At 62.9% G+C, this 21,459-nt stretch carries 22 protein-coding genes, 1 tRNA gene and 1 pseudogene; 17 read left to right on the forward strand and 7 right to left on the reverse strand.

From position 1 onward, the window contains the following. Window position 1 precedes the first annotated feature (1 nt). Both QHC67_RS11210 and QHC67_RS11215 read left to right on the forward strand, forming a co-directional pair. On the forward strand, window positions 2–196 hold the full coding sequence (locus QHC67_RS11210) for a hypothetical protein (RefSeq protein ID WP_319294332.1): 195 nt from the start codon (window positions 2–4) through the stop codon (window positions 194–196). Beyond that, window positions 196–1,023 (forward strand): DUF4163 domain-containing protein, encoded by an 828-nt coding sequence (locus tag QHC67_RS11215; protein ID WP_319294334.1) that lies wholly within the window; start codon window positions 196–198, stop codon window positions 1,021–1,023. Before QHC67_RS11210 ends, QHC67_RS11215 begins: the two co-directional genes overlap by 1 nt. On the opposite strand, the gene rimO is transcribed toward QHC67_RS11215, so the two are convergent. Together rimO and QHC67_RS11225 are read right to left on the reverse strand one after the other, a co-directional pair. Continuing rightward, window positions 1,010–2,365: a 30S ribosomal protein S12 methylthiotransferase RimO gene (rimO, locus tag QHC67_RS11220; RefSeq protein WP_319294336.1), complete on the reverse strand. Its 1,356-nt coding sequence runs from the start codon at window positions 2,363–2,365 to the stop codon at window positions 1,010–1,012. The genes QHC67_RS11215 and rimO overlap by 14 nt on opposite strands. 49 nt (window positions 2,366–2,414) lie before the next feature. After that, window positions 2,415–3,362, reverse strand: a complete 948-nt coding sequence (locus tag QHC67_RS11225) for an SPOR domain-containing protein (RefSeq protein WP_319294375.1) — start codon at window positions 3,360–3,362, stop codon at window positions 2,415–2,417. A 255-nt stretch (window positions 3,363–3,617) separates the two neighbouring features. On the opposite strand from QHC67_RS11225, the gene QHC67_RS11230 reads away from it, so the two are divergent. The 3 genes from QHC67_RS11230 to QHC67_RS11240 are packed head-to-tail and all read left to right on the forward strand — an operon-like array spanning window position 3,618 to window position 6,194. Further along, window positions 3,618–4,340, forward strand: coding sequence for a ParA family protein (locus QHC67_RS11230; protein ID WP_319294377.1), 723 nt, complete (start codon window positions 3,618–3,620; stop codon window positions 4,338–4,340). A gap of 11 nt (window positions 4,341–4,351) precedes the next feature. Continuing rightward, entirely contained in the window at window positions 4,352–4,900 is a 549-nt protein-coding gene (locus tag QHC67_RS11235; protein ID WP_319294338.1) for a hypothetical protein, read from the forward strand. A gap of 16 nt (window positions 4,901–4,916) precedes the next feature. After that, window positions 4,917–6,194 carry an SPOR domain-containing protein gene (locus tag QHC67_RS11240; protein WP_319294340.1) on the forward strand — a complete coding sequence of 426 codons (1,278 nt, stop codon included), beginning with the start codon at window positions 4,917–4,919 and terminating at the stop codon, window positions 6,192–6,194. Window positions 6,195–6,230: 36 nt separating this feature from the next. Here QHC67_RS11240 and QHC67_RS11245 read toward each other — a convergent pair whose 3' ends face one another. From QHC67_RS11245 to QHC67_RS11260, 4 genes are read right to left on the reverse strand one after another with little or no spacing between them, the layout of a single operon-like run. After that, window positions 6,231–7,457 carry a dihydroorotase gene (locus QHC67_RS11245; RefSeq protein WP_319294342.1) on the reverse strand — a complete coding sequence of 409 codons (1,227 nt, stop codon included), beginning with the start codon at window positions 7,455–7,457 and terminating at the stop codon, window positions 6,231–6,233. Beyond that, window positions 7,454–8,458 (reverse strand): aspartate carbamoyltransferase catalytic subunit, encoded by a 1,005-nt coding sequence (locus tag QHC67_RS11250; protein ID WP_319294344.1) that lies wholly within the window; start codon window positions 8,456–8,458, stop codon window positions 7,454–7,456. The genes QHC67_RS11245 and QHC67_RS11250 overlap by 4 nt, the downstream gene beginning before the upstream one ends. Before the next feature lie 43 nt (window positions 8,459–8,501). Further along, on the reverse strand, window positions 8,502–8,960 hold the full coding sequence (ruvX, locus tag QHC67_RS11255; RefSeq protein WP_319294379.1) for a Holliday junction resolvase RuvX: 459 nt from the start codon (window positions 8,958–8,960) through the stop codon (window positions 8,502–8,504). 8 nt (window positions 8,961–8,968) lie between these two features. Continuing rightward, window positions 8,969–10,090 carry a DUF3089 domain-containing protein gene (locus QHC67_RS11260; protein ID WP_319294346.1) on the reverse strand — a complete coding sequence of 374 codons (1,122 nt, stop codon included), beginning with the start codon at window positions 10,088–10,090 and terminating at the stop codon, window positions 8,969–8,971. A 195-nt stretch (window positions 10,091–10,285) separates the two neighbouring features. On the opposite strand from QHC67_RS11260, the gene gatC reads away from it, so the two are divergent. From gatC to QHC67_RS11290, 6 genes are read left to right on the forward strand one after another with little or no spacing between them, the layout of a single operon-like run. Continuing rightward, window positions 10,286–10,573, forward strand: a complete 288-nt coding sequence (gene gatC / locus QHC67_RS11265) for an Asp-tRNA(Asn)/Glu-tRNA(Gln) amidotransferase subunit GatC (RefSeq protein ID WP_319294348.1) — start codon at window positions 10,286–10,288, stop codon at window positions 10,571–10,573. Continuing rightward, window positions 10,573–12,054, forward strand: coding sequence for an Asp-tRNA(Asn)/Glu-tRNA(Gln) amidotransferase subunit GatA (gatA, locus tag QHC67_RS11270; protein ID WP_319294349.1), 1,482 nt, complete (start codon window positions 10,573–10,575; stop codon window positions 12,052–12,054). The genes gatC and gatA overlap by 1 nt, the downstream gene beginning before the upstream one ends. A gap of 1 nt (window position 12,055) precedes the next feature. Beyond that, window positions 12,056–13,567, forward strand: coding sequence for an Asp-tRNA(Asn)/Glu-tRNA(Gln) amidotransferase subunit GatB (gene gatB, locus QHC67_RS11275; RefSeq protein ID WP_319294351.1), 1,512 nt, complete (start codon window positions 12,056–12,058; stop codon window positions 13,565–13,567). Window positions 13,568–13,604: 37 nt separating this feature from the next. Then, window positions 13,605–14,021, forward strand: a complete 417-nt coding sequence (locus QHC67_RS11280; protein ID WP_319294353.1) for a hypothetical protein — start codon at window positions 13,605–13,607, stop codon at window positions 14,019–14,021. Between the two features lie 25 nt (window positions 14,022–14,046). Next, window positions 14,047–14,637: a hypothetical protein gene (locus QHC67_RS11285; RefSeq protein ID WP_319294355.1), complete on the forward strand. Its 591-nt coding sequence runs from the start codon at window positions 14,047–14,049 to the stop codon at window positions 14,635–14,637. Between the two features lie 59 nt (window positions 14,638–14,696). Further along, the gene (locus QHC67_RS11290; RefSeq protein ID WP_319294356.1) at window positions 14,697–15,245 is read left to right on the forward strand and encodes a hypothetical protein; all 549 of its coding nucleotides are present in this window, start codon (window positions 14,697–14,699) and stop codon (window positions 15,243–15,245) included. A gap of 23 nt (window positions 15,246–15,268) precedes the next feature. Here the strand turns inward: QHC67_RS11290 and QHC67_RS11295 are convergent, their stop codons facing one another. Then, on the reverse strand, window positions 15,269–15,463 hold the full coding sequence (locus tag QHC67_RS11295) for a hypothetical protein (protein WP_319294358.1): 195 nt from the start codon (window positions 15,461–15,463) through the stop codon (window positions 15,269–15,271). A 126-nt stretch (window positions 15,464–15,589) separates the two neighbouring features. Between QHC67_RS11295 and QHC67_RS11300 the strand changes: the two genes are divergently transcribed. The 6 genes and pseudogenes from QHC67_RS11300 to QHC67_RS11325 form a co-directional block, all read left to right on the forward strand. Next, window positions 15,590–15,674: transfer RNA gene (locus QHC67_RS11300), tRNA-Leu, on the forward strand. Between the two features lie 75 nt (window positions 15,675–15,749). Beyond that, window positions 15,750–17,369, forward strand: a complete 1,620-nt coding sequence (gene tig, locus QHC67_RS11305; protein ID WP_319294360.1) for a trigger factor — start codon at window positions 15,750–15,752, stop codon at window positions 17,367–17,369. Between the two features lie 73 nt (window positions 17,370–17,442). Further along, window positions 17,443–18,390, forward strand: coding sequence for a glycosyltransferase family 2 protein (locus QHC67_RS11310; protein WP_319294362.1), 948 nt, complete (start codon window positions 17,443–17,445; stop codon window positions 18,388–18,390). Window positions 18,391–18,482: 92 nt separating this feature from the next. After that, the gene (gene clpP, locus QHC67_RS11315) at window positions 18,483–19,115 is read left to right on the forward strand and encodes an ATP-dependent Clp endopeptidase proteolytic subunit ClpP (RefSeq protein WP_319294364.1); all 633 of its coding nucleotides are present in this window, start codon (window positions 18,483–18,485) and stop codon (window positions 19,113–19,115) included. 159 nt (window positions 19,116–19,274) lie between these two features. After that, window positions 19,275–20,540, forward strand: coding sequence for an ATP-dependent Clp protease ATP-binding subunit ClpX (gene clpX, locus QHC67_RS11320; RefSeq protein WP_319294366.1), 1,266 nt, complete (start codon window positions 19,275–19,277; stop codon window positions 20,538–20,540). A gap of 493 nt (window positions 20,541–21,033) precedes the next feature. Beyond that, window positions 21,034–21,381, forward strand: a pseudogene (locus tag QHC67_RS11325) (TonB-dependent receptor plug domain-containing protein); the annotation flags it as partial. Window positions 21,382–21,459: the final 78 nt, after the last annotated feature.

A 21,459-nucleotide genomic window follows, 5' to 3' on the forward strand; every position in this document is an offset into this window, starting at 1 on the left:
GATGTTTACGGAAAATCGTCACGATCACGCCGTTCGCACGCGCGCTTACGCACTGGCCGAAAGTGGCCGCTTTCATGCCGTGAGAGAGATCGAGCAGGCGCTCGTCGGCGAAGGCTGGCCCGGCGCGGGGACGGTCCTGCAAAGCGGTTATGTGCGCCAGGCAATTGCGGAGAGGCTGGCATCGCACAGCCACTGATGTCGCATCACCCGCTTGCCCGATTCGCCATGGCGGCAGCGGGGGCGATGCTGGCGCAGTCCTGCTCGCCCCCCACCGTTTCCCATAATGAAGTTCCAACCAACGCTGCCGCTGGCGTCGTCATGGAAGCGCCCAAAGCTGTGCCCCGCCAAGCGGAGGGGAAGCCTTTCGCAGTCGAGGAGAAGACCGAGCTTCTGGAATTCGCCTATCGATATCCGAAGGAAGCCGCCGCAGTGCCTGAAATCGTGGCGCGGTTTGCCGATGATATGAAGCGACTGAAGGATGCGGCTGGGCAGACGGCGCGGGAGGATCGGGAATCTGCAAGGCAGAACGGCTTTCCCTTCCACGCGCACAGTTCTCAAACGACGTGGACGACAAAAGCGGCAACACCGTTGCTCCTGAGCCTGCTGGCGGAGAGCTATTTCTACACGGGTGGTGCGCATGGGATGACGGGCTACAAGACGTTGGTGTGGGACCGGACGAATGGCCGGGAAACCAGCATTGCGACGATGGCCGTATCCGAACAGGCGCTGGCCACGGCGATCGGCACGCGTTTCTGCGCAGCACTGAACAAGGCGCGGGCAGAGAAGCGTGGTGCCCCGGTCACCGATACAGGTGGCGAGTTCGACCGCTGCGTCGACCCGATGAAGCAGGCGCTGGTGCCGGTTTCGACTGACGGCAAGGCAGTCGATCAGTTGCTGGTCGTCATCGGCCCGTATGAAGCGGGCCCCTATTCCGAAGGTAGCTACGAAATCGCGCTGCCGGTAGACGTGGCCATGCTGACCGCGATCAAGCCGGAATATCGCGAGGCGTTCAAAGGGACGTGAGCGGCACCCCGAACAGGTCGTGATCGTCGGCGTCCTCGATCCGGACGTCGATAATGTCGCCCTGTTTCAGCCCTGACGTGTCGCGCAGGAAGACGTTGCCGTCGATCTCCGGCGCGTCGGCCTGGCTGCGGGCTGTGGCGCCGATGCTGCCATCCTCTTCGTCCGGTTCGCCGACTTCATCGATGATGACGGGGAGGATACGGCCGACCTTCGCCTGTAGCTTGGCGGCGGAAATTGCGGCGGTCTTTTCCATGATGCGCTGGTAGCGTTCTTCCTTCACTTCTTCGGGCACGGCGTCGGGCAGGGCATTGGCCGCTGCGCCTTCCACAGGCTCGAACCGGAATGCGCCTACGCGGTCGAGTTGCGCTTCCTCCAGCCAGTTCAGCAGATATTGGAAGTCCGCTTCGGTCTCGCCCGGGAAGCCAACGACGAAGGATGAGCGGATTGCGATATCCGGGCAGATTGCGCGCCATTTGTGAATGCGGTCGAGCACCTTGGCTTCGTTGGCGGGGCGCTTCATCCGGCGCAGCACATCCGGTGCGGCGTGCTGGAACGGAATGTCGAGATAGGGCGTCAGCAGCCCGTCCGCCATCAGCGGGATCACCTGATCCACATGCGGATAGGGGTAGACGTAATGCAGCCGCACCCATGCGCCGAGCGTGCCCAGTTCGCGGGCAAGGTCGGTCATATGCGCGCGCACGTCGCGGCCATGCCATTGCCGCACTTCATGCCGCGTATCGACGCCATAGGCCGAAGTGTCCTGGCTGATGACCAGTAGTTCGCGCGTACCCGCCGCAACCAGCTTCTCCGCCTCGCGCAGCACCGCGTCCACGCGCCGCGAGACGAGATCGCCTCGCAGAGACGGGATGATGCAGAAGGAGCAGCGGTGATTGCAGCCCTCTGAAATCTTTAGATAACTATAGTGGCGCGGCGTAAGCTTCAGCCCGCCCTCCGGCACCAGATCGACGAAGGCGTTGGGCACGGGCGGCGACGCCTCATGCACCGCGTTCACCACATCCTCATATTGATGCGCGCCGGTGATCGCCAGGACGCTCGGGAAGCGGGCGCGGATGAGGTCCGCTTCGTTGCCCATGCAGCCGGTGACGATGACGCGTCCATTCTCCGCGATGGCCTCGCCGATCGCCTCCAGCGACTCCTCCTTGGCGGAGTCGAGAAAGCCGCAGGTGTTGACCAGCACGACGTCCGCGCCCGCATAATCGGGCGACATCTGATAGCCGTCGGAGCGCAATTTGGTCAGGATGCGTTCGCTGTCGACCAGCGCCTTGGGACAGCCGAGCGAAACCATGCCGACCTTGGGCGCGGGGGGGAATGTAGTTGCCATGATCGCGCGCACATAGGGATTCGCGCGCGCAATGTCACGTGCGCAGGGATTATGCTTTCTTGGGAATGCAGTCCGTGCCCGCCGCCTTTATCGACTTGCAGAGCTTTTCCGCGTCCGCCGACGAGCCAAGCGGCCCGACTTGCAGGCGGGTGACTGCGCCGCCCTTGACGTAGAACGGGCGGTACGCGGACAGGCCGCTGACCTTCTTCGAGAGGTTCGACCATAGCGCCGTGGCGCGCGCTTCCTCGCTGAACGCACCGAGCTGGACGCGCCAGTCGCCGCTCGCGGGCGCGGATGAAGGCGCTGTAATGGGTTTCACTGGAGCAGGCTTGGGCTTTGGTGTCGCCGCGGCAACTGCAACGGGTTTCGGCGCCGGAGGCACTGGCACCGCGACAGGCTTGGCGGGGCGAGGCGCGGGCTTGGTTATCGGCGCGGCGGGAGGACTGCCCGTTGCGGCAGCGAGAGTCGCCTTGTTCCTGGTGGCCAGATCCTCGGCTAGGGCCAGGCCCTTCTTGCGCTGATCGGCGGGAATGTAGTTGTTCATCTGCTGCAGGCTCGCATTGGCAGGCGCCAAACCGGATGCCGCCGCCCGGGTCATCAGGGCATAAGCCTGCACCCAGTCCTTGGTCACGAACTCTCCGTTGAAGTAGGCAGTGCCGAGAATATATTGCGCGCGAGGCTCGCCGCGATCCGCGGATTTACGTAAAAAGGGCAGGGCCTCCTGCTGGCGCTTCTGCTGGAACAGCAACAAGCCATAATTGTCTTCTGCGCGGATGTGGCCCTTGGCGGCGGCTTTCCTGAACCATTCCATGGCGATCGGCGTGTCCAGCGGAACGCCGCGGCCCAGCTTGTACGCCTGCCCGATGTTGAACTGCGCGTCCGGGTCGCCCGCATTGGCAAGTGGCCGCCATTCGGCAACGGCCTTGTCGTAATCCCCCTGCGTCCAGGCATCCACGCCTGTCTTCACATCGGCCTGCGCCGCATCGGAAAACAGCATGCCGTCGAGCAGCAACGCAGCACAAGGGGGCGCCAGGGCGACCGCTGCACTCACAATGACATGTCTCATCGTCTATCGCTCCTGCCCACACCCGTCGAAGCGCCTTAGTCGCGAAATATGCTTAATGATTCGTTAGGGCAGCGCCAACATTTTTGACGACCTGCCCCGGACAAGGGCAAGCTGTCGGCAGATTAACCACTTCTTAGGAGCGGATATGCCACTCCTGCCATGAATTCATGGTTCCGGGGGTATTTCGTGCGGGTATTGGCACTGGCATCGCAAAAAGGTGGGTCGGGGAAGACGACGCTTTCGGGGCATCTGGCCGTGCAGGCGCAGCGCGCCGGCTGCGGCCCCGTGGTGCTGATCGACATCGATCCGCAAGGCTCGCTCGCCGACTGGTGGAACGAGCGCGAGGCGGAATATCCGGCCTTTGCGCAGACCACCGTCGCCCGCCTTGCCGCGGACCTCGAAACATTGCGCCTTCAGGGCTTCAAGCTGGCCGTGATCGACACGCCGCCCGCTATCACCATGGCGATCCAGAGCGTTATTTCGGTTGCCGAACTGATCGTGGTGCCGACCCGTCCCAGCCCGCATGACCTGCGTGCGGTCGGCGCGACGGTCGACCTGTGCGAACGCGCGGGCAAGCCGCTGATCTTCGTCGTCAACGCAGCGACTCCCAAGGCCAAGATCACCTCCGAGGCCGCTGTCGCGCTGTCGCAGCATGGTACGGTTGCGCCGGTCACGCTGCATCACCGCGTTGATTATGCCGCGTCGATGATCGACGGCCGTACCGTCATGGAAGTCGATGCCAAGAGCCGCTCCGCGCAGGAAGTCGTGCAGCTTTGGTCCTACGTCCACGACCGGCTGGAGAAGAACTTCCGCCGCACGATATTCTCGGTGCCGCAGAACGGGTCGGTGCAGGCCGGTGCGCTCCGTCCGCTGGGCGGTGGCTTCGGCCGTCGCGTCATCGGTCAATAAGGATGGCGCCGATGCACGAACCCAAGCCATTCGCATCGCTGACGTCGGGCCTGCTTGCCCGAAAGGGCGGCGCCTCCCCGGCCATGCGGCGTCAGGCGATGCTGGGCAGCATGCCCCAGGTCGGCCATCAGCAGGATGACCTTGGCTGGAACGATATGGGCCATGAAGCCCCGCGCTCCAGTGAGCCCGTTGGTCTGACCCCGATGGGCGGCGTGCCGGTCGCGCCGGTACAGGCTCCGATACCCATCGTCGAAAATGCGCCCGTCGTTGAGCAGGCTCCTGTGCCTGCGGTGGTTGAGGCGCGTATAGCCTTGGCCAAGAAGGTCGCGGAGCCCGAACCCGTCGCAAAAGCGCCGGTATCGCGCCAGCAGGGTGCGAAAGCCGCGTTCACGCTCCGCCTCGATCCGGAGCGCCATCTGCGCCTGCGTCTCGCCTGTGCCGTCGCCAATCGCTCCGCGCAGCAGATCGTGACGGACGCGCTTGACGCATATCTTCAGAGCCAGCCGCAGATCGACGCGTTGGCCGAACAGCTGCCGCGCCCCGGCGGCAAGACCAAGTAACGGACAGGCTGGACCCATGAAGAACAAAGCTCTTTTCAACGTCGCGGCATCTTCGGTGCTGTTTGGCGTGACGATGGTGGGCTGCTCGGGCGGTGCATCCATGATGGCGAGTTCGCGTGCTGCAGTCGCTCCGGGCGACAAGCAGGCCGTTGCCTCCGCCGCCGCCGCCGAAAAGGCGCTGGCCAAGCGGGAGGTCGCGGTTGCGATGACGGCCGCCGAAGCTGCCGTTGCTGCAAAGCCAGACATTGCTGCCTATCGCGTCCTGCTGGGGCGCGCTTATCTTGCCGATGGACGCTTTACTTCGGCGGAGACGGCGTTCGGAGATGCTCTTTCGTTGGGCAACACCGATGCGCGCGCGATCGTCAGCCTCGCTTTGGCGAAGGTGGCGCTCGGCAAATCCGAAGAAGCGCGCGATGTGCTGACGGCGCATATGGATAGCGTTCCGGCGGCTGATTACGGTCTCGCAATGGCGATGGCGGGCGATCCGCAGGAGGCGATCCGCATCCTGACCGCTGCCGCGCAGGAACCCGAAGCCACGGCAAAGACGCGGCAGAACCTCGCTTATGCCTATGCGTTAGCTGGCCAGTGGCGCGAAGCCCGGCTGATGGCGGCGCAGGATCTCGATCCTTTGGCCGCAACGCAACGCGTCGTCGCCTGGGCGCAGACCGCAGAGCCGGGCGCGGAGTCGCTGCGCGTGGCCGCGCTCATCGGCACGCAGATGCGTAACGATGATGTTGGCATGCCCGTTCAACTGGCGCTGGCCCCGGCGCCGGTGCAGATGGCTCAGGCCGAGGCCCCGGTGCAGGTATTGACGCCGAACCCCGTCGAGGCCGCGCCCGCCGAAGTCGAAACCGTTGCACAGCCCCAGCCGGTCGAGCAGCCTCGCAAGCTTTTCGCAAAGCTGAGGGTACCGATCATCAAGGCTCCCGCGCTTCCCGCTCACGGCGCAATGGCCACGCGTAAGGCGGCGGTCATGATTCCGGCGGGTGTGTCTGCAGATGGAAAGTGGGTGGTGCAGCTTGGCGCCTTCGACAGCGCGGCCGTTGCAAGGGACCGATGGCAGCGTATGGCGCGCAAGTCCCAGCTTGCAAAGCTTCCGGTATCCTACAGCACGGCTAATGTTCAGGGTCGCCTCTACCATCGCCTTGCAATTGGTGGGTTTGGCGACCGCACATCGGCCTATCAGATGTGCCGCGCGATCCGCAACCAGGGCGGCGCCTGCTTCATCCGCGCCGCAGCGCCCGCGAAGCAATGGGCTGCTGCCGGTAAGCCGAAGCAGTTCGCTTCGCGCTAAATCCTGATTATTTCTGACGTGCCGGGCGGCGGTTCCTCAGAGGAACTGGCCGCCCTTCATGATTCTGCGGACGCGGCCCTGCACCGGGACCTTGTCGAAAGGCGTGTTGCCTGCTGCCGCTTCCATGCGCGTGGAGTCGACCAGCCATGGCGTACCCGGATCGATGAAGATGATGTCGGCCGCGTGACCGAGGGCAAAGCTGCCTGCTTCGACGCCCAGGATCTTGGCGGGGTTCGCGCAGAGCAGCTTCATCAGCGCGTTCATCGTCAGATGCTCCTCACGCACGAGATTGAGCGACAGCGCCAGCAATGTCTCCGCCCCCGCCATGCCTGGGCTGGCGTCGGCGAAGGGCAGGCGCTTGTCCTCGGGGCCGCGCGGGTCGTGGCTGGAGGTGATCACGTCCACCGTGCCGTCAGCGACCGCGCGGATTGCGGCCAGCCGGTCGTCCTCGCTCCTGAGCGGCGGGGAAAGATGCGCGAAGGTGCGGAAGTCAGTGACGGCGATGTCCGACAGGAACAGATAGGCCGGGCTGATCCCGCAGGTGACGCGTAATCCTTCAGCCTTGGTGGCACGTACCAGATCGAAGCCAGCGGCGGTCGTCACCAGCCGGAAATGGATCGCCGCGCCGGTCTCCCGCGCCAGCATGATGTCGCGAGCAATCGCCATCGCTTCGGCGCAGGAAGGGGCGGCTGCGAGGCCCAGCCGTGTTGCCGTTTCGCCTGCCGTCGCGACAGCCTTGCCGGAGAGGCCGCCGTCTTCGGCATGGGCAATCACGGTCAAACCCAGCGCGGAGGCATAGGAGAGCACGCGCAGCATGACCCCCGAGTCGGCGATCCACTGCCGCCCGGTACTCACGGCGCGCGCGCCTGCGGCCTGCATCATGCCGATTTCGGCAAGTTCGGTGCCTTTGAGGCCGCGCGTTGCCGCTGCGATGGGGTGGACCCAGAAGTCGGGCTTGCCGGCGCGCGTGGCTTCGCGGATCAGGCCCACATCGTCGAGCGGCGAGGACTGGTCGGGCATCAGCGCCGCGCGCGTGATGCCGCCGAAGTGGAACGCAGGCTTGTCGGTGCGGAACACGCCGAGGTCGACAAGGCCGGGAGCCACCACGAGACCCTTGGCGTCGATGCGTTCGGCGTCGAGCGGAATGGCGACCTCGCCTGATGCGACGATGCGGTCGTCCTCGATCAGGATGCTGCCGGGCACGACTACGCTGCCATCGGGATCTGCGAGGAGGCCATTGGTGATGGCAAGAATGCGGGTCATGCCCAGCCTTCCACGCCGCGGGCGCTGCGAGTCAGGACGTCGAGGCACGCCATCCGCACCGCTACGCCCATCTCGACCTGCTCGGTGATCGCAGAGCGTTCGGGATGGTCGGCAACGATGCTGCTGATCTCCACCCCCCGGTTCATCGGCCCCGGATGCATCACCAGCGCGTCCGGCTTGGCCCGCGCCAGCCGCTCGGGCGTCAGGCCGTAGAGCATGTGATATTCGCGCGGGGAGGGGATGAACGCGCCATCCATCCGCTCGTTCTGTAGCCGCAGCATCATCACCACGTCCGCGCCGTCCAGCCCCGCGTCCATATCGGTATCAGGCGTTACGCTCATCTGCTCGATGGCGGCGGGCATCAGCGTCGGCGGGGCGATCACCCGCACCTGCGCGCCCAGAGCGCCGAGGCATAATATGTTCGAGCGCGCCACGCGACTGTGCAGCACATCGCCGCAGATCGCCACGATAAGGCCCGAAATCGAGCCCTTGCGCCGCCGGATCGTCAGCGCGTCCAGCAGGCCCTGCGTCGGATGCTCGTGCCAGCCGTCGCCTGCGTTCAGCACCGGGCAACTCACCTTGTCCGCGATCAGCCGCACCGCGCCCGAGCTTCCGTGGCGGATCACGATGACATCGGCGCGCATCGCGTTCAGCGTCATCGCAGTGTCGATCAGCGTCTCGCCCTTCTTCACGCTCGATTGCGCGGCGTGCATGTTGACGACATCGGCGCCCAGCCGCTTGCCCGCGATCTCGAAGGAGAGGAGCGTGCGCGTGCTGTTTTCGAAAAAGGCATTGATCTGGGTGAGGCCGCCAAGGCGATCGTCATGCTTGCGGCTGTGCGCGCGATTGACCTGGACCCAATGCTCCGCTTCGTCGAGCAGGAACGAGATTTCCCACGGCATCAGCGCGGACATCGCCAGCAAATGCCGGTGCGGAAACTGATCGCGGCCCCGGAGTCCGGTAACTTGGCCAGTGGAGGTATTGGCGGTAGGCTGCGGCATGAGGGGAGGCCTTAGAGCGGAATGCCGGAGGAGGGAAGGGGCCTCACCCGCGCAGCGCGTCGATGGCCCCTTGCAGGATGTAGCTTGCCGCAAGCTTGTCCACCAGCACGTCGCGCCGGGCGCGGCTGGCGTCCGCATCGATGAGGGTGCGCGTGACCGCCTGCGTCGACCAGCGTTCGTCCCACAGCAGGATCGGCACGCCCATGTCGGCAAGGTTCTGCGCGAAGGAGCGCGACGACTGGCTGCGCGGCGATTCGCTGCCGTCAAGATTAAAGGGCAGCCCGATGACGATACCCTTGACGAACTGTTCGGCCATGAAAGCCGCGATCGTCGCCTTGTCCTTCGAGAACTTGCCGCGCGTGATGGTATGAGCGGGGCTGGCGATCACCCAGCCGGCGTCGCATAGCGCCAGCCCGAGCGTCTTGGTGCCGACATCCATGCCGATCAGCCGCCCACCATTGGGCAGCGCCTCCCGGAAGGCAGCGCGGTCGGTGGTGATCAGCCCGCGAGTCACGGCTTGCCCAGAAATGTCTTCAGCCTCTCGCGCGCATCCTGCCGGACATTGGCCCAGAACAGGCCATAGTCATAGACGTGATAATTGTTGCCGGGAAGCGCGAAAGGCCCAAGATCGGGCGGATCGCCGATCAGCAGGAACCCGCGCGCATCGCAGCGGGCCGGGACTGCGGCCTTCACCAGCACCGGATTGTTCTCATCCTGCCGCCCGTCCAGCGTACCGAGGTTGAGGCCCGCCGCCGCGCCGCTGTCGGGACTTCCGGTGAGCGGATTGATGCACAGCATCTTGGTGCTCCGTCGCGATTTGCCTGTGTAGCCCGTGCCCTCATCGTACACGCGCGTTACCCCTGCCGGGTCGGCCGGTTCGGCAAAGCTCTGCCAGCTTATCAGGCAGTTGGCCTGCCCTCTATTCGCGCAGGCAGGGAGGCCCAGCGCGGGCACGTCCGCCTCCAACGAGACTGGCCAGCCGACGACATAGGCCGCCGCGATCCGCGCGGCGAGCGGTGTCCCAGCGACCTTCTCGTGCAGCAGCCGGAGCAGGTGGAGCGAACCCTGACTATGTCCGGCAAGGATGATCGGGCCCTGGGGATTGGCGGCGAGGAAAGCGTCGAACGCTTGTGCCACGTCGTTGTAAGCGGCGTCGATGGCCTTTCTGCCCTCGGTCCTTCGGGTCAGGAAGGCGCCGAAATGCGCCTGCCGGTAGCGCGGCGCCCAGATCGCCCCGACATCGTTGAACGCGCTTGCCTGAGTCTGGACGAAGCGGGTGGCGAGGGTTCCCGACTCCGGATCGGCCATGGGCGCATTCCATCGCGCCTTGTTGAAGGTGGCGAGGTAGCTGGTCGGATGAACGAAGAAAATCGCCGCCGGGCCTGGAGCGGGCGCTGCTTCGACGCCCGCGGGTCGCCAGAGCGCCGGATTGCCTTTGATCCGGTCGGGCCGTGCGATCCAGTTCTCCGCGCGTGCATAGGCGTCCTGCGGAAGCGGCGCGGGAGTGCTGAACGCGCGCGAGGGCACCATGGTCGCGTTGATTAGCTGCTGGCCCCAAAAGCGATAGGCAAAGGCCGATGCGATCGCCAACACGATCAATATTGCAATGACATAGAGGAATTTCCTGGCCAACTGGCGCTCCGTTATATTGCACTGCAACATGAAATGCGGCCGGGCTGCAAGCTTTAATGCCGTGCCTGAGCATGCGTTTATTGCAACTGCGCCTATCCTGTCGCGTGGCTCGGGGCAATCGCGCTTGATGCTCCGCTTGGTCGATGCTAGCGCGCCAGCCATGGATTGCTTGCGATCCAGCCAAATAGGAAAGCTATGTCCATAGACCTGCAAACCGTGAAGAAGATCGCTAGCCTCGCGCGCATTTCCGTTACTGACGATGAAGCGCAGGCGCTGGTGCCGGAACTCAACAACATCCTTGGCTGGGTGGAGCAACTTGGTGAGGTCGACGTAGCCGGCGTAGAGCCGATGACCGCCGTCATTCCCAACACGCTGCGCCTGCGCGACGATATCGTGACCGACGGCGATGTCCGCGACAAGGTGCTGGCTAACGCCCCGCAGGCAGAGCAGGGCTTTTTCGCCGTGCCGAAGGTGATCGAATAATGACGAATCTCACCGATCTCACCGTCGCCGAAATCCGTGACGGCTTCCGTGCCGGGGATTTCACCGCGCGCGAAGTGGCGAGTGGCTTCAATGCCAATGTCGCGGCGGCCAAGGCGTTGAACGCTTTCATCGTCGAAACGCCGGACCATGCGCTAGCAGCCGCCGATGCGGCGGACGCCGCACGCGCTTCGGGTGACATCAAGCCGCTCTCCGGGGTGCCGATCGGCATGAAGGACCTGTTCTGCACCGATGGCGTGCAGACCACGGCAGCCAGTCACATCCTCGAAGGCTTCACGCCCACCTACGAATCCACCGTCTCCGCCAAGCTGTGGGAAGCGGGCGCGGGGATGCTGGGCAAGCTGAACCTCGACCAGTTCGCCATGGGCTCCTCCAACGAGACCAGCTATTTCGGCAATGTCATCTCACCCTGGAAGCGCAACGATGGTGGCAATGCGGCGCTTGCGCCGGGCGGCTCGTCCGGCGGAAGCGCTTCGGCCATATCCGCGCGGCTGTGTCCTGCGGCGACCGGCACCGATACCGGCGGATCGATCCGCCAGCCCGCCGCGTTCGTCGGCATCAGCGGCATCAAGCCTACTTATGGCCGCTGCTCGCGCTGGGGCGTAGTCGCCTTCGCCAGCTCGCTCGATCAGGCAGGGCCGATGGCGCGCACAGTGCGCGATAACGCCATCCTGCTCGAGGTCATGGCGGGGTTCGACTCGAAAGATTCGACGTCGCTCGACTTGCCCGTTCCCGCTTGGGAGCAGGGCCTGTCCAGCGATCTGAAAGGCAAGCGCGTTGGCATTCCCAAGGAATATCGCGTGGACGGCATGCCTGCCGAGATCGACGCGCTATGGGAAAAGGGCATTGCCTTCCTGAAAGACGCGGGCGCGGAGATCGTCGAAGTCTCGCTGCCGCACACGCATTACGCGCTGCCCACCTATTACATCATCGCCCCGGCGGAGGCGTCCTCCAACCTCGCCCGCTATGACGGCGTGCGTTTCGGACAGCGCGAATTGCCGGAAGGCGCGGGGTTGCAGGATATGTACGCCGCCACCCGCGCCGCCGGCTTTGGTCCCGAAGTGAAGCGCCGCATCATGATCGGCACCTATGTGCTGAGCGCCGGCTATTACGACGCCTATTACACGCAGGCGCAGAAGGTCCGGACGCTGATCTCGCGGGATTTCGACCGGGCATGGGAAAGCTGCGACCTGCTGCTGACGCCGACCGCGCCGTCGGCGGCGTTCGCGCTGGGAGAGAAGCAGGCCGATCCGCTGGCGATGTACCTGAACGACGTCTTCACCGTGCCCGCCTCTCTGGCCGGGCTTCCTGCTATGTCCGTGCCCGGCGGGCTGGACGCGCAGGGCCTGCCGCTTGGCCTCCAGATCATCGGCAAGGCATTGGACGAACAGACCGTCCTCAACGCCGGTCTGGCGATCGAGGAGCGCGCAGGGTTCACGGCACGGCCGGAGAAGTGGTGGTAATATGACTGAAGCAACCTATCGCATCCACGGCGCAACCGGCGAATGGGAGGTCGTGATCGGCCTCGAAGTCCATGCGCAGGTCACGTCCAACGCCAAGCTGTTCTCTGGCGCGTCCACCACCTTCGGCGCGGAGCCCAATACGCAGGTCAGCTTGGTCGACGCGGCGATGCCCGGCATGTTGCCCGTACCCAACCGCGAATGCATCCGGCAGGCAGTGCGCACCGGCATGGCCATAGACGCGCAGATCAACCGCTATTCGCGCTTCGACCGGAAGAATTATTTCTACGCGGACTTGCCGCAGGGTTATCAGATCAGCCAGCTTTATCATCCGATCGTGGGCGAGGGGCAGATCGTGGTGACGCTGGACGAGAAAAACCCCGATAGCGCGACCAAGACCATCGGCATCGAACGCATCCACGTCGAGCAGGACGCAGGCAAGCTGATGCATGACCAGCATCCGACGCGCAGCTATGTCGATCTCAATCGCTCGGGCGTTGCGCTGATGGAGATCGTGTCGAAGCCGGACATGCGTTCTCCCGTCGAAGCAGGCGCTTACGTCAAGAAGCTGCGCTCGATCCTGCGCTATGTCGGCTCGTGCGACGGCAATATGGAGGAAGGCTCCATGCGCGCGGATGTGAACGTCAGCGTGCGCAAGCCCGGCGAGCCGTTCGGCACGCGGACCGAAACGAAGAATGTGAACTCGGTCCGTTTCGTCATGGCCGTGATCGAGCATGAGGCGAACCGGCAGGTCGACGTGCTGGAGGGCGGCGGCCAGATCGTGCAGGAAACCCGCCTCTACGATCCGGACCGCAACGAGACGCGCTCCATGCGGTCGAAGGAAGATGCGCATGATTACCGCTACTTCCCCGATCCGGACCTGTTGCCGCTGGAACTGGACGACGCGTTTCTCGAAGAATGCCGCGCCTCGCTCCCCGAACTGCCAGACGCCAAGCGCAAGCGTTATGAGAGCGAACTCAGCCTCTCCGCCTACAACGCGGCCGTGCTGACGGCGGAAGCGGAGACCGCTCGCTGGTTCGAAGCGCTGGTGAGCGAGAGCGCACGTATCCAGGGGAAGAGCGAGGGCGACGTGGCCAAGGCGGCCGCGAACTGGTTGCTCTCGGAACTCTTCGGCGCCCTCAATCGCCTGGGCAAGGACCTGGACTCCAGCCCGGTGAGCCCGGCTCAGGGCGCGGAACTGCTGGCGCTGGTCGCGGATGGCACCTTGTCGGGCACGCTTGCCAAGCAGGTGTTCGAGATCATGCTGGAAACCGGCGACACCGCAGGCAAGATCGTCGAGGAAAAGGGCCTCAAGCAGACCTCCGACACCGGCGCCATCGAAGAAGCTGCCGCAAAAGTCATTGCCGACAATGCCGACAAGGTGGAGCAATATCGAGGCGGCAAGGAAGCCCTGTTCGGCTTCTTCGTCGGCCAGACCATGAAAGCCATGGGCGGCAAGGCGAACCCGAAGGTCGTCAATGAAATACTGAAGAAGGCGTTGCAGGCTGGAGAATAGCCGCTTAACACGCTTCAACTTATCCGGGGGGATCCAAATGAAAATACGATACGCCGTGATGGCGGTGGCACTGGTCGCGTCGAGTGCTCAGGCCAAGCAGGACTCCAATCCTCTCACTCAGGGTATGGTGCAGATGACCGTGCGCGTGGGAGAAACGCGCCAGTCGGATGTCCTGGAGACATTCGGGGCGCCCAACATTACGACGATGGACGGTGCCGGTCAGGAGATGTGGGTCTATGATCGGCATGCGACGGTCACAAGCGACAGCTCTTCCGGGTTTTCTATCGGCATGTTGCTGGGTGCCGCAGGATCAGGCGTTGGTGGAGGCGGGGGCCTTGGCTTTGGAAAGAGCAAGTCCAAGTCCGAGCAATCGTCGCGAACGATGACGTTGATCATCAAATTCGACAGCCGCAAGATTGTCAGTGATTTTAGGAGCCGCAGCAGCTCTTTCTGATTTATTTGAATGACGGGGGTGTTCAATGATTAAAACTGCCTGGGCTGCGGCCTTCATTCTGATTGCAACCTCATCCGCTGCCGGTGCGAAGAAAGTGCCGGAAATGTCGCCGATGCAAATTCAGGAGCTGCAATCACGCACGGTTGAAGTTACCAAAACAATCGCTTTTTCCGCGGTAATGTCGGTACTTCAGGATTCAGGTTATCGCATCGGCAGTGCCGACCGTGATACAGGCCTCATTACCGGCCTCGCCTCGACAAACACGAAAATGACGTGGATGCCATTTATCGGTTTTGGCTCGTCGAAGAAGACGCCGGTGGTCTCGGCTTTCATCGAAGATCTTAGCCCCACATCGACCAAAATCAGGTTGAACTTCGTCATGACCAAGAACCGTGCAAACGGCATGGGCGCTGGGCAGGATGAAGAGCCGATCCTGGATGCGGCCGTATATCGGGACGCGTTTGAAAAAGTCGATCAGGCAATCTTCATCAGGACATCTGCTCAGGCGCCTTCTGCGCCCGCACCTGTGCCCGTTGCAGCAGCCGTCCAGACGACCGCTGCCTCCGCCGAGGCGTCTGTTCTGCCAGCCTCAACAACCGCATCTCAGCCGAACTAAACGGAGTGCCTCGTTGTTCATCGCTGTCGTTAAAAACCGCGGCATTTTGCTGTCTTCTGATGATGTTCGGCGTGGCCTCAAACAATGTGGCGCAGGCGCAGGCACCGGGCCAGGCGGTTTATATTGTGCTTCCGGTCACGACCGATATCGCGCGTGCCGACAAGATTGGAAACAAGGGAGCTGGGCTGTTATGCATGCCCAACGGCACATTGAACGGGGAGGATATCCAATCCGAACTGGCCGGCGGTGCCCAGTCGGTCGTTGATTCTTTGAAAACAGCAGGTCTATCCGCCATCACCTCGGAGGGATTCTCGCCGGAAATTTCGGAGGCTTCTGCCTATCGAACTCGCTGGGTCAAAGTTGCTATAAAATCGGCTACATTTAGCGTGTGCGCCAAGAAATGGGGCCTGGGAAACAAGCGAGGTTACACCGGCAGCGCGACGCTGCAGCTTAATTGGGCTATTAGGGATATGGCGCACGGCGGGATCGGGTCTGGCTGGAGCCGCGAAGTAACGATGCAATCGACATCTTCCGATCCGAAGTCGATCGCCCAGTTCGTTTCGGCCGCGGTGGCCAAATCATTCGATGCGGACAAGATTCCGCGATAATGACCGGTTCGATGCGGCCCCGCCTAATCCGGCGGCAGCGGCACGGAAGGCAGTTCGTCGGGTCCGCGTCCCGGCTCGTCCACATTCGGCGTGTCTGGCGTGATCTCCGGAGGCTCGCGGAAGGGCGTTTCGTCCGGCGTATCGATCTGGGGCAACTCGGCGGGGGATTGCGGTTCGATGACGTCGGGTGGGGGGATCTCTCCGGGATTGGTGGCCATGGCGTGTCTCCTTCTCACCCCTTTCAAGTCGCCGCGCCACGCTATGGTTCCACGGGTGCGGAAGTTCCCCACTATCCCTTGCCCTTCGCGTCGCCTTGTTCTATGGCCCGGCGACCGGCGACCGATGCGGGCGTGGCGAAACTGGTAGACGCGCCAGATTTAGGTTCTGGTATCGCAAGATGTGGGGGTTCGAGTCCCTTCGCCCGCACCAGTGGCGTCAGTCCATTGGTAAGTCCTTAGATGGATGTCGCCACCGAAATTCAGCTTTAGAAAGCGTTGATAAGAAATGCAGACTGTCGAGACGTTGAACGAGGGCCTCAAGCGCGCCTACACCCTGACCATCACGCCTGCCGATATCGACGCGCGCGTCGACCAGGAAGTGAAGACCATGGCCCCGCAGGTCCGTATGCCTGGTTTCCGCCCCGGCAAGGTGCCCGCCAATCTCGTCCGCAAGATGCATGGCGAACGTCTACAGGCCGATGCGCTGAATAGCTCCATTCAGGAAGGCGTCCAGAAGATCCTTTCCGACAACAAGCTGCGGCCCGCGATGCAGCCCTCGGTCGAATTCGACGAAGGCTTCGAATTCGGCAAGGAAGCGCAGATCAAGGTCGAGCTGGAAGTGCTTCCCGACGTCGCTGCACCCAATGTCGATGGGTTGAAGCTGGAGCGCCTGATCGCCGAAGTTTCCGACGCGCAGGTCGACGAAGCCGCTGGCAAGATCGCTGCTCAGCAGGGCGCCTATGAAGAGTTTCCGGCCGATCACGCCGCCGCCACCGGCGACACCGTGGTTGTCGATTTCGTCGGCAAGGTCGACGGCGTCGCGTTCGATGGCGGCACGGGCGAGGACATGAAGGTCGAGATCGGATCGGGTAACCTGATCCCCGGCTTCGAGGACCAGCTGATCGGCGTGAAGGTCGGGGACGAGAAGGTCCTGAACGTGACCTTCCCCGAGGATTACAACGTCGAAGATCTGAAGGGCAAGCCCGCCACCTTCGACATCAAGGTCAAGTCGATCCTCGATTCGTCCAAGCCCAAGCTGGACGACGATTTCGCCAAGGCGCTGGGTCTGGATAGCCTGGACAAGCTGAAAGAGCTTCTGAAGGGCCAGATCGAGCAGGAGCATAACGGCCTGACGCGCACGCACATGAAGCGCAAGCTGCTCGATCAGCTCGCGGCGTCGCATGACTTCGATGTTCCGCCCAGCATGGTGGAAGCCGAATTCAACCAGATCTGGCAGCAGCTTGAGCATGAAGCGGGCCACGACGAAGATCCCGAAGCCGCCAAGGCCGAGATGGAGAAGGACAAGGACGACTATCGCAACATCGCGGTGCGTCGCGTGCGCCTTGGCCTGCTGCTCTCGGAGATCGGCCAGGCGAATAACGTGCAGGTCAGCGACCAGGAGATGAACCGCCTGATCATGCAGGCCGCGCAGCAGTACAGCCCGCAGGATCGTGAGCGCTTCGTGCAGTATGTCCGTCAGGAGCCGATGGCCGCTGCCCAGCTTCGTGCGCCGCTCTATGAGGACAAGGTCGTCGACTTCCTGTTCGACAAGGCCGAGATCACGGATCGCACCGTCGACCGCGCCGATCTGGAAGCGGCGATCGAGGAAGAGGATGGCGACATCAAGCCGCACGTCCATGGCCCCGATTGCGGACATGACCATGATCACGACCATAGCGAGAAGCCCAAGGCGAAGAAGGCGGCTTCGAAGAAGGCCGCTGCCGAGGATGCTGCGCCTGCCGCTGAGTCTGTCGACGGCGAGGCTGTAGAAGCCAAGCCCGCAAAGAAGGCTCCGGCGAAGAAGGCAACCAAGGCTGAAGACGCGCCTGCGGAGGATGCCCCTGCAGCCGAAGAAAAGAAGCCCGCCAAGAAGGCTGCTCCCAAGGCGAAGAAGGCTGAAGCCTGACATTCGACTTGATTTCGGATAAACCTCCTCCCGTCCGGCCCGATCTCGGGCCGGACGGGGCGGGGATCTGAACATGAGCGAAGCTGAACCTCGCATCGCGGTCCTGCTGCCCTGCTATAATGAGGCAGGGGCCATCGCGCAGACCGTGCGGGACTTCACGCAGGCGCTGCCCGGCGCTATCATCTACGTTTACGACAACAACAGCACCGACGACAGCTCTGCGCTCGCCGCCGCATCGGGCGCAGTCGTCCGCTCCGTCCGCCAGCAGGGCAAGGGCCACGTCGTCCGTCGCATGTTCGCGGACATAGACGCGGACATCTACGTCATGGCCGATGGCGACGCGACCTATGAGGCCGCTGCCGCTCCCCGCATGGTCGCCGCGATGCTGGCCGACAATCTCGACATGGTCGTTGGCGCGCGCAAATCGGAAGTGGAGGCCGCCTATCGCCGCGGGCATCGCCTCGGCAATCTTCTCCTCACCGGATTGCTCCGCCGCCTCTTCGGCCGCAGCTTCACCGACATCCTCTCAGGCTATCGCATCTTCTCGCGCAGGTTCGTGAAGAGCTTTCCGGTCCTTTCCGCCGGGTTCGAGATCGAGACGGAAATGAGCGTCCATGCGCTGGAACTCGCCATGCCGGTGTCGGAGGAGCTGACGGCCTATGCGGCCCGCCCGGAAGGCTCCGTGAGCAAGCTCAGCACCTATCGCGACGGCTGGCGGATTCTACGCACCATTGTCCAGCTTTACCGCATCGAGCGGCCCGTGCTGTTCTTCGGCATCATCGGCGCGCTGTTTGCGTTGGCGGGGCTGATCCTCGCCGTGCCGCTGTTCCTGACCTACCTCCAGACCGGCCTCGTTCCGCGTTTTCCAACCGCGATCCTTATCACCGGCCTGATGATCATTGCGGTTCTTAATGGCATGTGCGGGCTGATCCTCGATACGGTGGTACGCGGCCGCCGCGAAGTGCGCCGTTTGGCCTATCTCACCTTCCGCGCACCGAGCGACTTTGCGCGCGACCGTTAACCGCGCATCGGGCACGAAGGGTTAAGCCCCTTGAACCTGCCTCGCTTTGCTCCGATGTAAGGCAGGGCAAAAGCACTCACCGAAAGAGCACAATGAGAGACCTCCTTTCCGATCCCCTCGCAGCACTCGTTCCCATCGTCATCGAGCAGTCGAATCGCGGCGAACGCAGCTTCGACATTTTCTCGCGCCTCCTGCGGGAGCGGATCATCTTCGTGACCGGACAGGTCGAGGACCACATGGCCTCCCTGATCGTTGCGCAGCTGCTGTTCCTCGAATCGGAAAATCCGAAGAAGGACATATATATGTACATCAACTCGCCGGGCGGCGTCGTCACGGCGGGGATGGCGATCCACGACACGATGCAGTATATCCGGCCCAAGGTCGGTACGGTCTGCATCGGCCAGGCCGCATCGATGGGCAGCTTCCTGCTCGCCGCCGGCGAACCGGGCATGCGAGTCGCGCTGAGCCAGGCCCGAATCATGGTGCATCAGCCCTCCGGCGGCGCGCAGGGCATGGCGTCTGACATCGAGATCCAGGCCAAGGAAATCCTGCGCATACGCACGCGCCTCAACAGCCTCTACGCCAAATATACCGGCAAGCCGCTGGAAGAGATCGAGCGCGCTATGGACCGTGACACCTTCATGGAAGCGGATGAAGCCAAGGCGTTCGGCCTCGTCGACGAAGTGTTCGACAAGCGCCCCACGCCTGCCGAGACGCCCGAATGAGGTTCACCGGAACATAACCGATAAGCGACTATTTACGCCGTTGTCACATAAACGTCTCTTGTGAAACGCGCGTTACGCGGTCTAAGTTGACCGTGGACATGAAAAGTCCGGCGATGCGGGGCGGGTCCGCTGCCCCCCGCCGGACCAGGAAAGACCGTAATGACAAAGCTTCAAGGCTCCGATTCCAAGAGTACGCTGTACTGCTCCTTCTGCGGCAAGTCGCAGCATGAAGTGCGCAAGCTGATCGCGGGCCCCACCGTATTCATCTGCGACGAGTGCGTGGAATTATGCAACGACATCATCCGTGAGGAGGCCAAGGGCGGCCTTGTCGGGCGGAAGGATGGCGGAGTGCCGACGCCGCAGGAAATCTGCGACGTGCTCGACGATTATGTGATCGGCCAGAACCGCGCCAAGCGCGTGCTCTCGGTCGCGGTGCATAACCACTACAAGCGCTTGAACCACGGCACGAAGACGGGCGAGGTCGAACTCGCCAAGTCGAACATCCTCCTCGTCGGCCCGACCGGCTGCGGCAAGACGCTGCTGGCGCAGACGCTCGCGAAGACCTTCGACGTGCCTTTCACCATGGCGGACGCGACGACGCTGACAGAGGCCGGCTATGTCGGCGAGGACGTCGAGAACATCATCCTCAAGCTGTTGCAGGCATCTGACTATAATGTCGAAAAGGCGCAGCGCGGGATCGTCTATATCGACGAAATCGACAAGATCAGCCGCAAGGCGGAAAACCCCTCCATCACGCGCGACGTGTCGGGCGAAGGCGTTCAGCAGGCGCTGCTGAAGCTGATGGAAGGCACCACCGCCAGTGTGCCTCCGCAGGGTGGCCGCAAGCATCCGCAGCAGGAGTTCCTGCAGGTCGACACGACGAACATCCTGTTCATCTGCGGCGGTGCCTTTGCGGGTCTGGAGAAGATCATCGGTGATCGTCTCGAAGCCAAGTCCATTGGCTTCGGCGCGCATGTCGCTGCGCCCGAGGAGCGCCGCACCGGCGAGCTTCTGCGCCAGAGTGAACCCGAGGATCTGCTGAAGTTCGGCCTCATTCCCGAATTCGTCGGCCGTCTGCCGGTCATCGCGACGCTGGAGGATCTGGACGTCGCCGCATTGGTCAAGATCCTGGGCGAGCCGAAGAACGCACTGGTGAAGCAGTACAAGAAGCTGTTCGAGATGGAGGACGTGGATCTCACCTTCACGGACGAGGCGCTGGTCGTCATCGCCAAGAAGGCTATCGAGCGCAAGACGGGCGCACGCGGACTTCGTTCGATCCTCGAATCGATCCTGCTGGACACGATGTTCGATTTGCCTTCGATGCAGGGCGTCGGCGAAGTCGTGATCGACAAGGATGTGGTCGATGGCCGCAAGGAGCCTATTCGGGTGTTCAGCGAACAGCGCAAGGCCGGCGACGCCGCCTGATCGAAATTACTCTGTAAGCTAAGGGCCGGCGGTAACGCTGGCCCTTTTTTGTTGCGGCGCAGCGGGCTGCACGCCATCTGCTATGGCATCCTGAGATCATCGGATTGCTGGCGATTTGCTGATGTGCGGGTTCTCAGGCCCGTGGGAAAAACCGCTTTAAAGACACCTGCTTCAATCTGGCTTGTTGCATTAGCGCTATTGCTTCAGACTGTTGCACAATTGCCTCAGTTGGTTCGTCTAGCGATGGAGGCGCGAAAATCGCCGTGATTTCTGCCTTCAGGAGCATTAGCGGGGGCTATGGAGAAGCACTTCATCGGCTGTCGGGCCGATGTCGCGCAGACGATGACACAGCGCACTGCAGCATCGTCATAAATCCGCAATCACAGCGTTACAGGGGCGAGCCAGACGCCCGGGCTGTGGGCGAATCAAAGAGCAAAGATACTTCGGGTCCCGCGACATCCTGCGAGCGGTACGTTCAAGCAAGGGAACAGACATGAAAACACTTCTACTCAGGGGCGCGGCGGTTGCCGCGCTGGTGACGTCCACAGGCGCCTATGCGCAGTCCACGGGCTCAGTGGACTTCGAAAACGACATCGTCGTCACCGGGGCGACAGTAAACTCAGGCGTCGCTGGCGTCGTGATACCGGAGACCAGCAAGGCGAAGGCCGTGCTCACGAGCGAGTATATACAGACGCAGGTTCCCGGACAGACCATCAACGAAATCATCAATCAGCTTCCCGGCGTCAGCTTCCAGAACAACGACGCCTTTGGCTCAGGCGGCGGCACCATGACGATTCGTGGCTTCGATGACCAGCGCATCTCCCAGACCGTCGACGGCATTGTGGACTTGTAACGGTTTTGCGCCGGTCACCTGAGCGATTAGAGCTCGCAACAGGAGACCGACGAGATGATCAAGCAT

Origin of the sequence: Sphingobium sp., assembly GCF_033795625.1 — a bacterium.
Lineage (GTDB): Bacteria > Pseudomonadota > Alphaproteobacteria > Sphingomonadales > Sphingomonadaceae > Sphingobium.

Bases quoted from the DNA above. Each gene is read 5' to 3' on its own strand.
- QHC67_RS11210 (WP_319294332.1), top strand. From the start codon at position 2: ATGTTTACGGAAAATCGTCACGATCACGCCGTTCGCACGCGCGCTTAC.
- QHC67_RS11215 (WP_319294334.1), top strand. From the start codon at position 196: ATGTCGCATCACCCGCTTGCCCGATTCGCCATGGCGGCAGCGGGGGCG.
- rimO (WP_319294336.1), bottom strand. From the start codon at position 2,365: ATGGCAACTACATTCCCCCCCGCGCCCAAGGTCGGCATGGTTTCGCTC.
- QHC67_RS11225 (WP_319294375.1), bottom strand. From the start codon at position 3,362: ATGCTGTTTTCCGATGCGGCGCAGGCCGATGTGAAGACAGGCGTGGAT.
- QHC67_RS11235 (WP_319294338.1), top strand. From the start codon at position 4,352: ATGCACGAACCCAAGCCATTCGCATCGCTGACGTCGGGCCTGCTTGCC.
- QHC67_RS11240 (WP_319294340.1), top strand. From the start codon at position 4,917: ATGAAGAACAAAGCTCTTTTCAACGTCGCGGCATCTTCGGTGCTGTTT.
- QHC67_RS11245 (WP_319294342.1), bottom strand. From the start codon at position 7,457: ATGACCCGCATTCTTGCCATCACCAATGGCCTCCTCGCAGATCCCGAT.
- QHC67_RS11250 (WP_319294344.1), bottom strand. From the start codon at position 8,458: ATGCCGCAGCCTACCGCCAATACCTCCACTGGCCAAGTTACCGGACTC.
- gatC (WP_319294348.1), top strand. From the start codon at position 10,286: ATGTCCATAGACCTGCAAACCGTGAAGAAGATCGCTAGCCTCGCGCGC.
- gatA (WP_319294349.1), top strand. From the start codon at position 10,573: ATGACGAATCTCACCGATCTCACCGTCGCCGAAATCCGTGACGGCTTC.
- gatB (WP_319294351.1), top strand. From the start codon at position 12,056: ATGACTGAAGCAACCTATCGCATCCACGGCGCAACCGGCGAATGGGAG.
- QHC67_RS11280 (WP_319294353.1), top strand. From the start codon at position 13,605: ATGAAAATACGATACGCCGTGATGGCGGTGGCACTGGTCGCGTCGAGT.
- QHC67_RS11285 (WP_319294355.1), top strand. From the start codon at position 14,047: ATGATTAAAACTGCCTGGGCTGCGGCCTTCATTCTGATTGCAACCTCA.
- QHC67_RS11290 (WP_319294356.1), top strand. From the start codon at position 14,697: ATGATGTTCGGCGTGGCCTCAAACAATGTGGCGCAGGCGCAGGCACCG.
- QHC67_RS11295 (WP_319294358.1), bottom strand. From the start codon at position 15,463: ATGGCCACCAATCCCGGAGAGATCCCCCCACCCGACGTCATCGAACCG.
- tig (WP_319294360.1), top strand. From the start codon at position 15,750: ATGCAGACTGTCGAGACGTTGAACGAGGGCCTCAAGCGCGCCTACACC.
- QHC67_RS11310 (WP_319294362.1), top strand. From the start codon at position 17,443: ATGAGCGAAGCTGAACCTCGCATCGCGGTCCTGCTGCCCTGCTATAAT.
- clpP (WP_319294364.1), top strand. From the start codon at position 18,483: ATGAGAGACCTCCTTTCCGATCCCCTCGCAGCACTCGTTCCCATCGTC.
- clpX (WP_319294366.1), top strand. From the start codon at position 19,275: ATGACAAAGCTTCAAGGCTCCGATTCCAAGAGTACGCTGTACTGCTCC.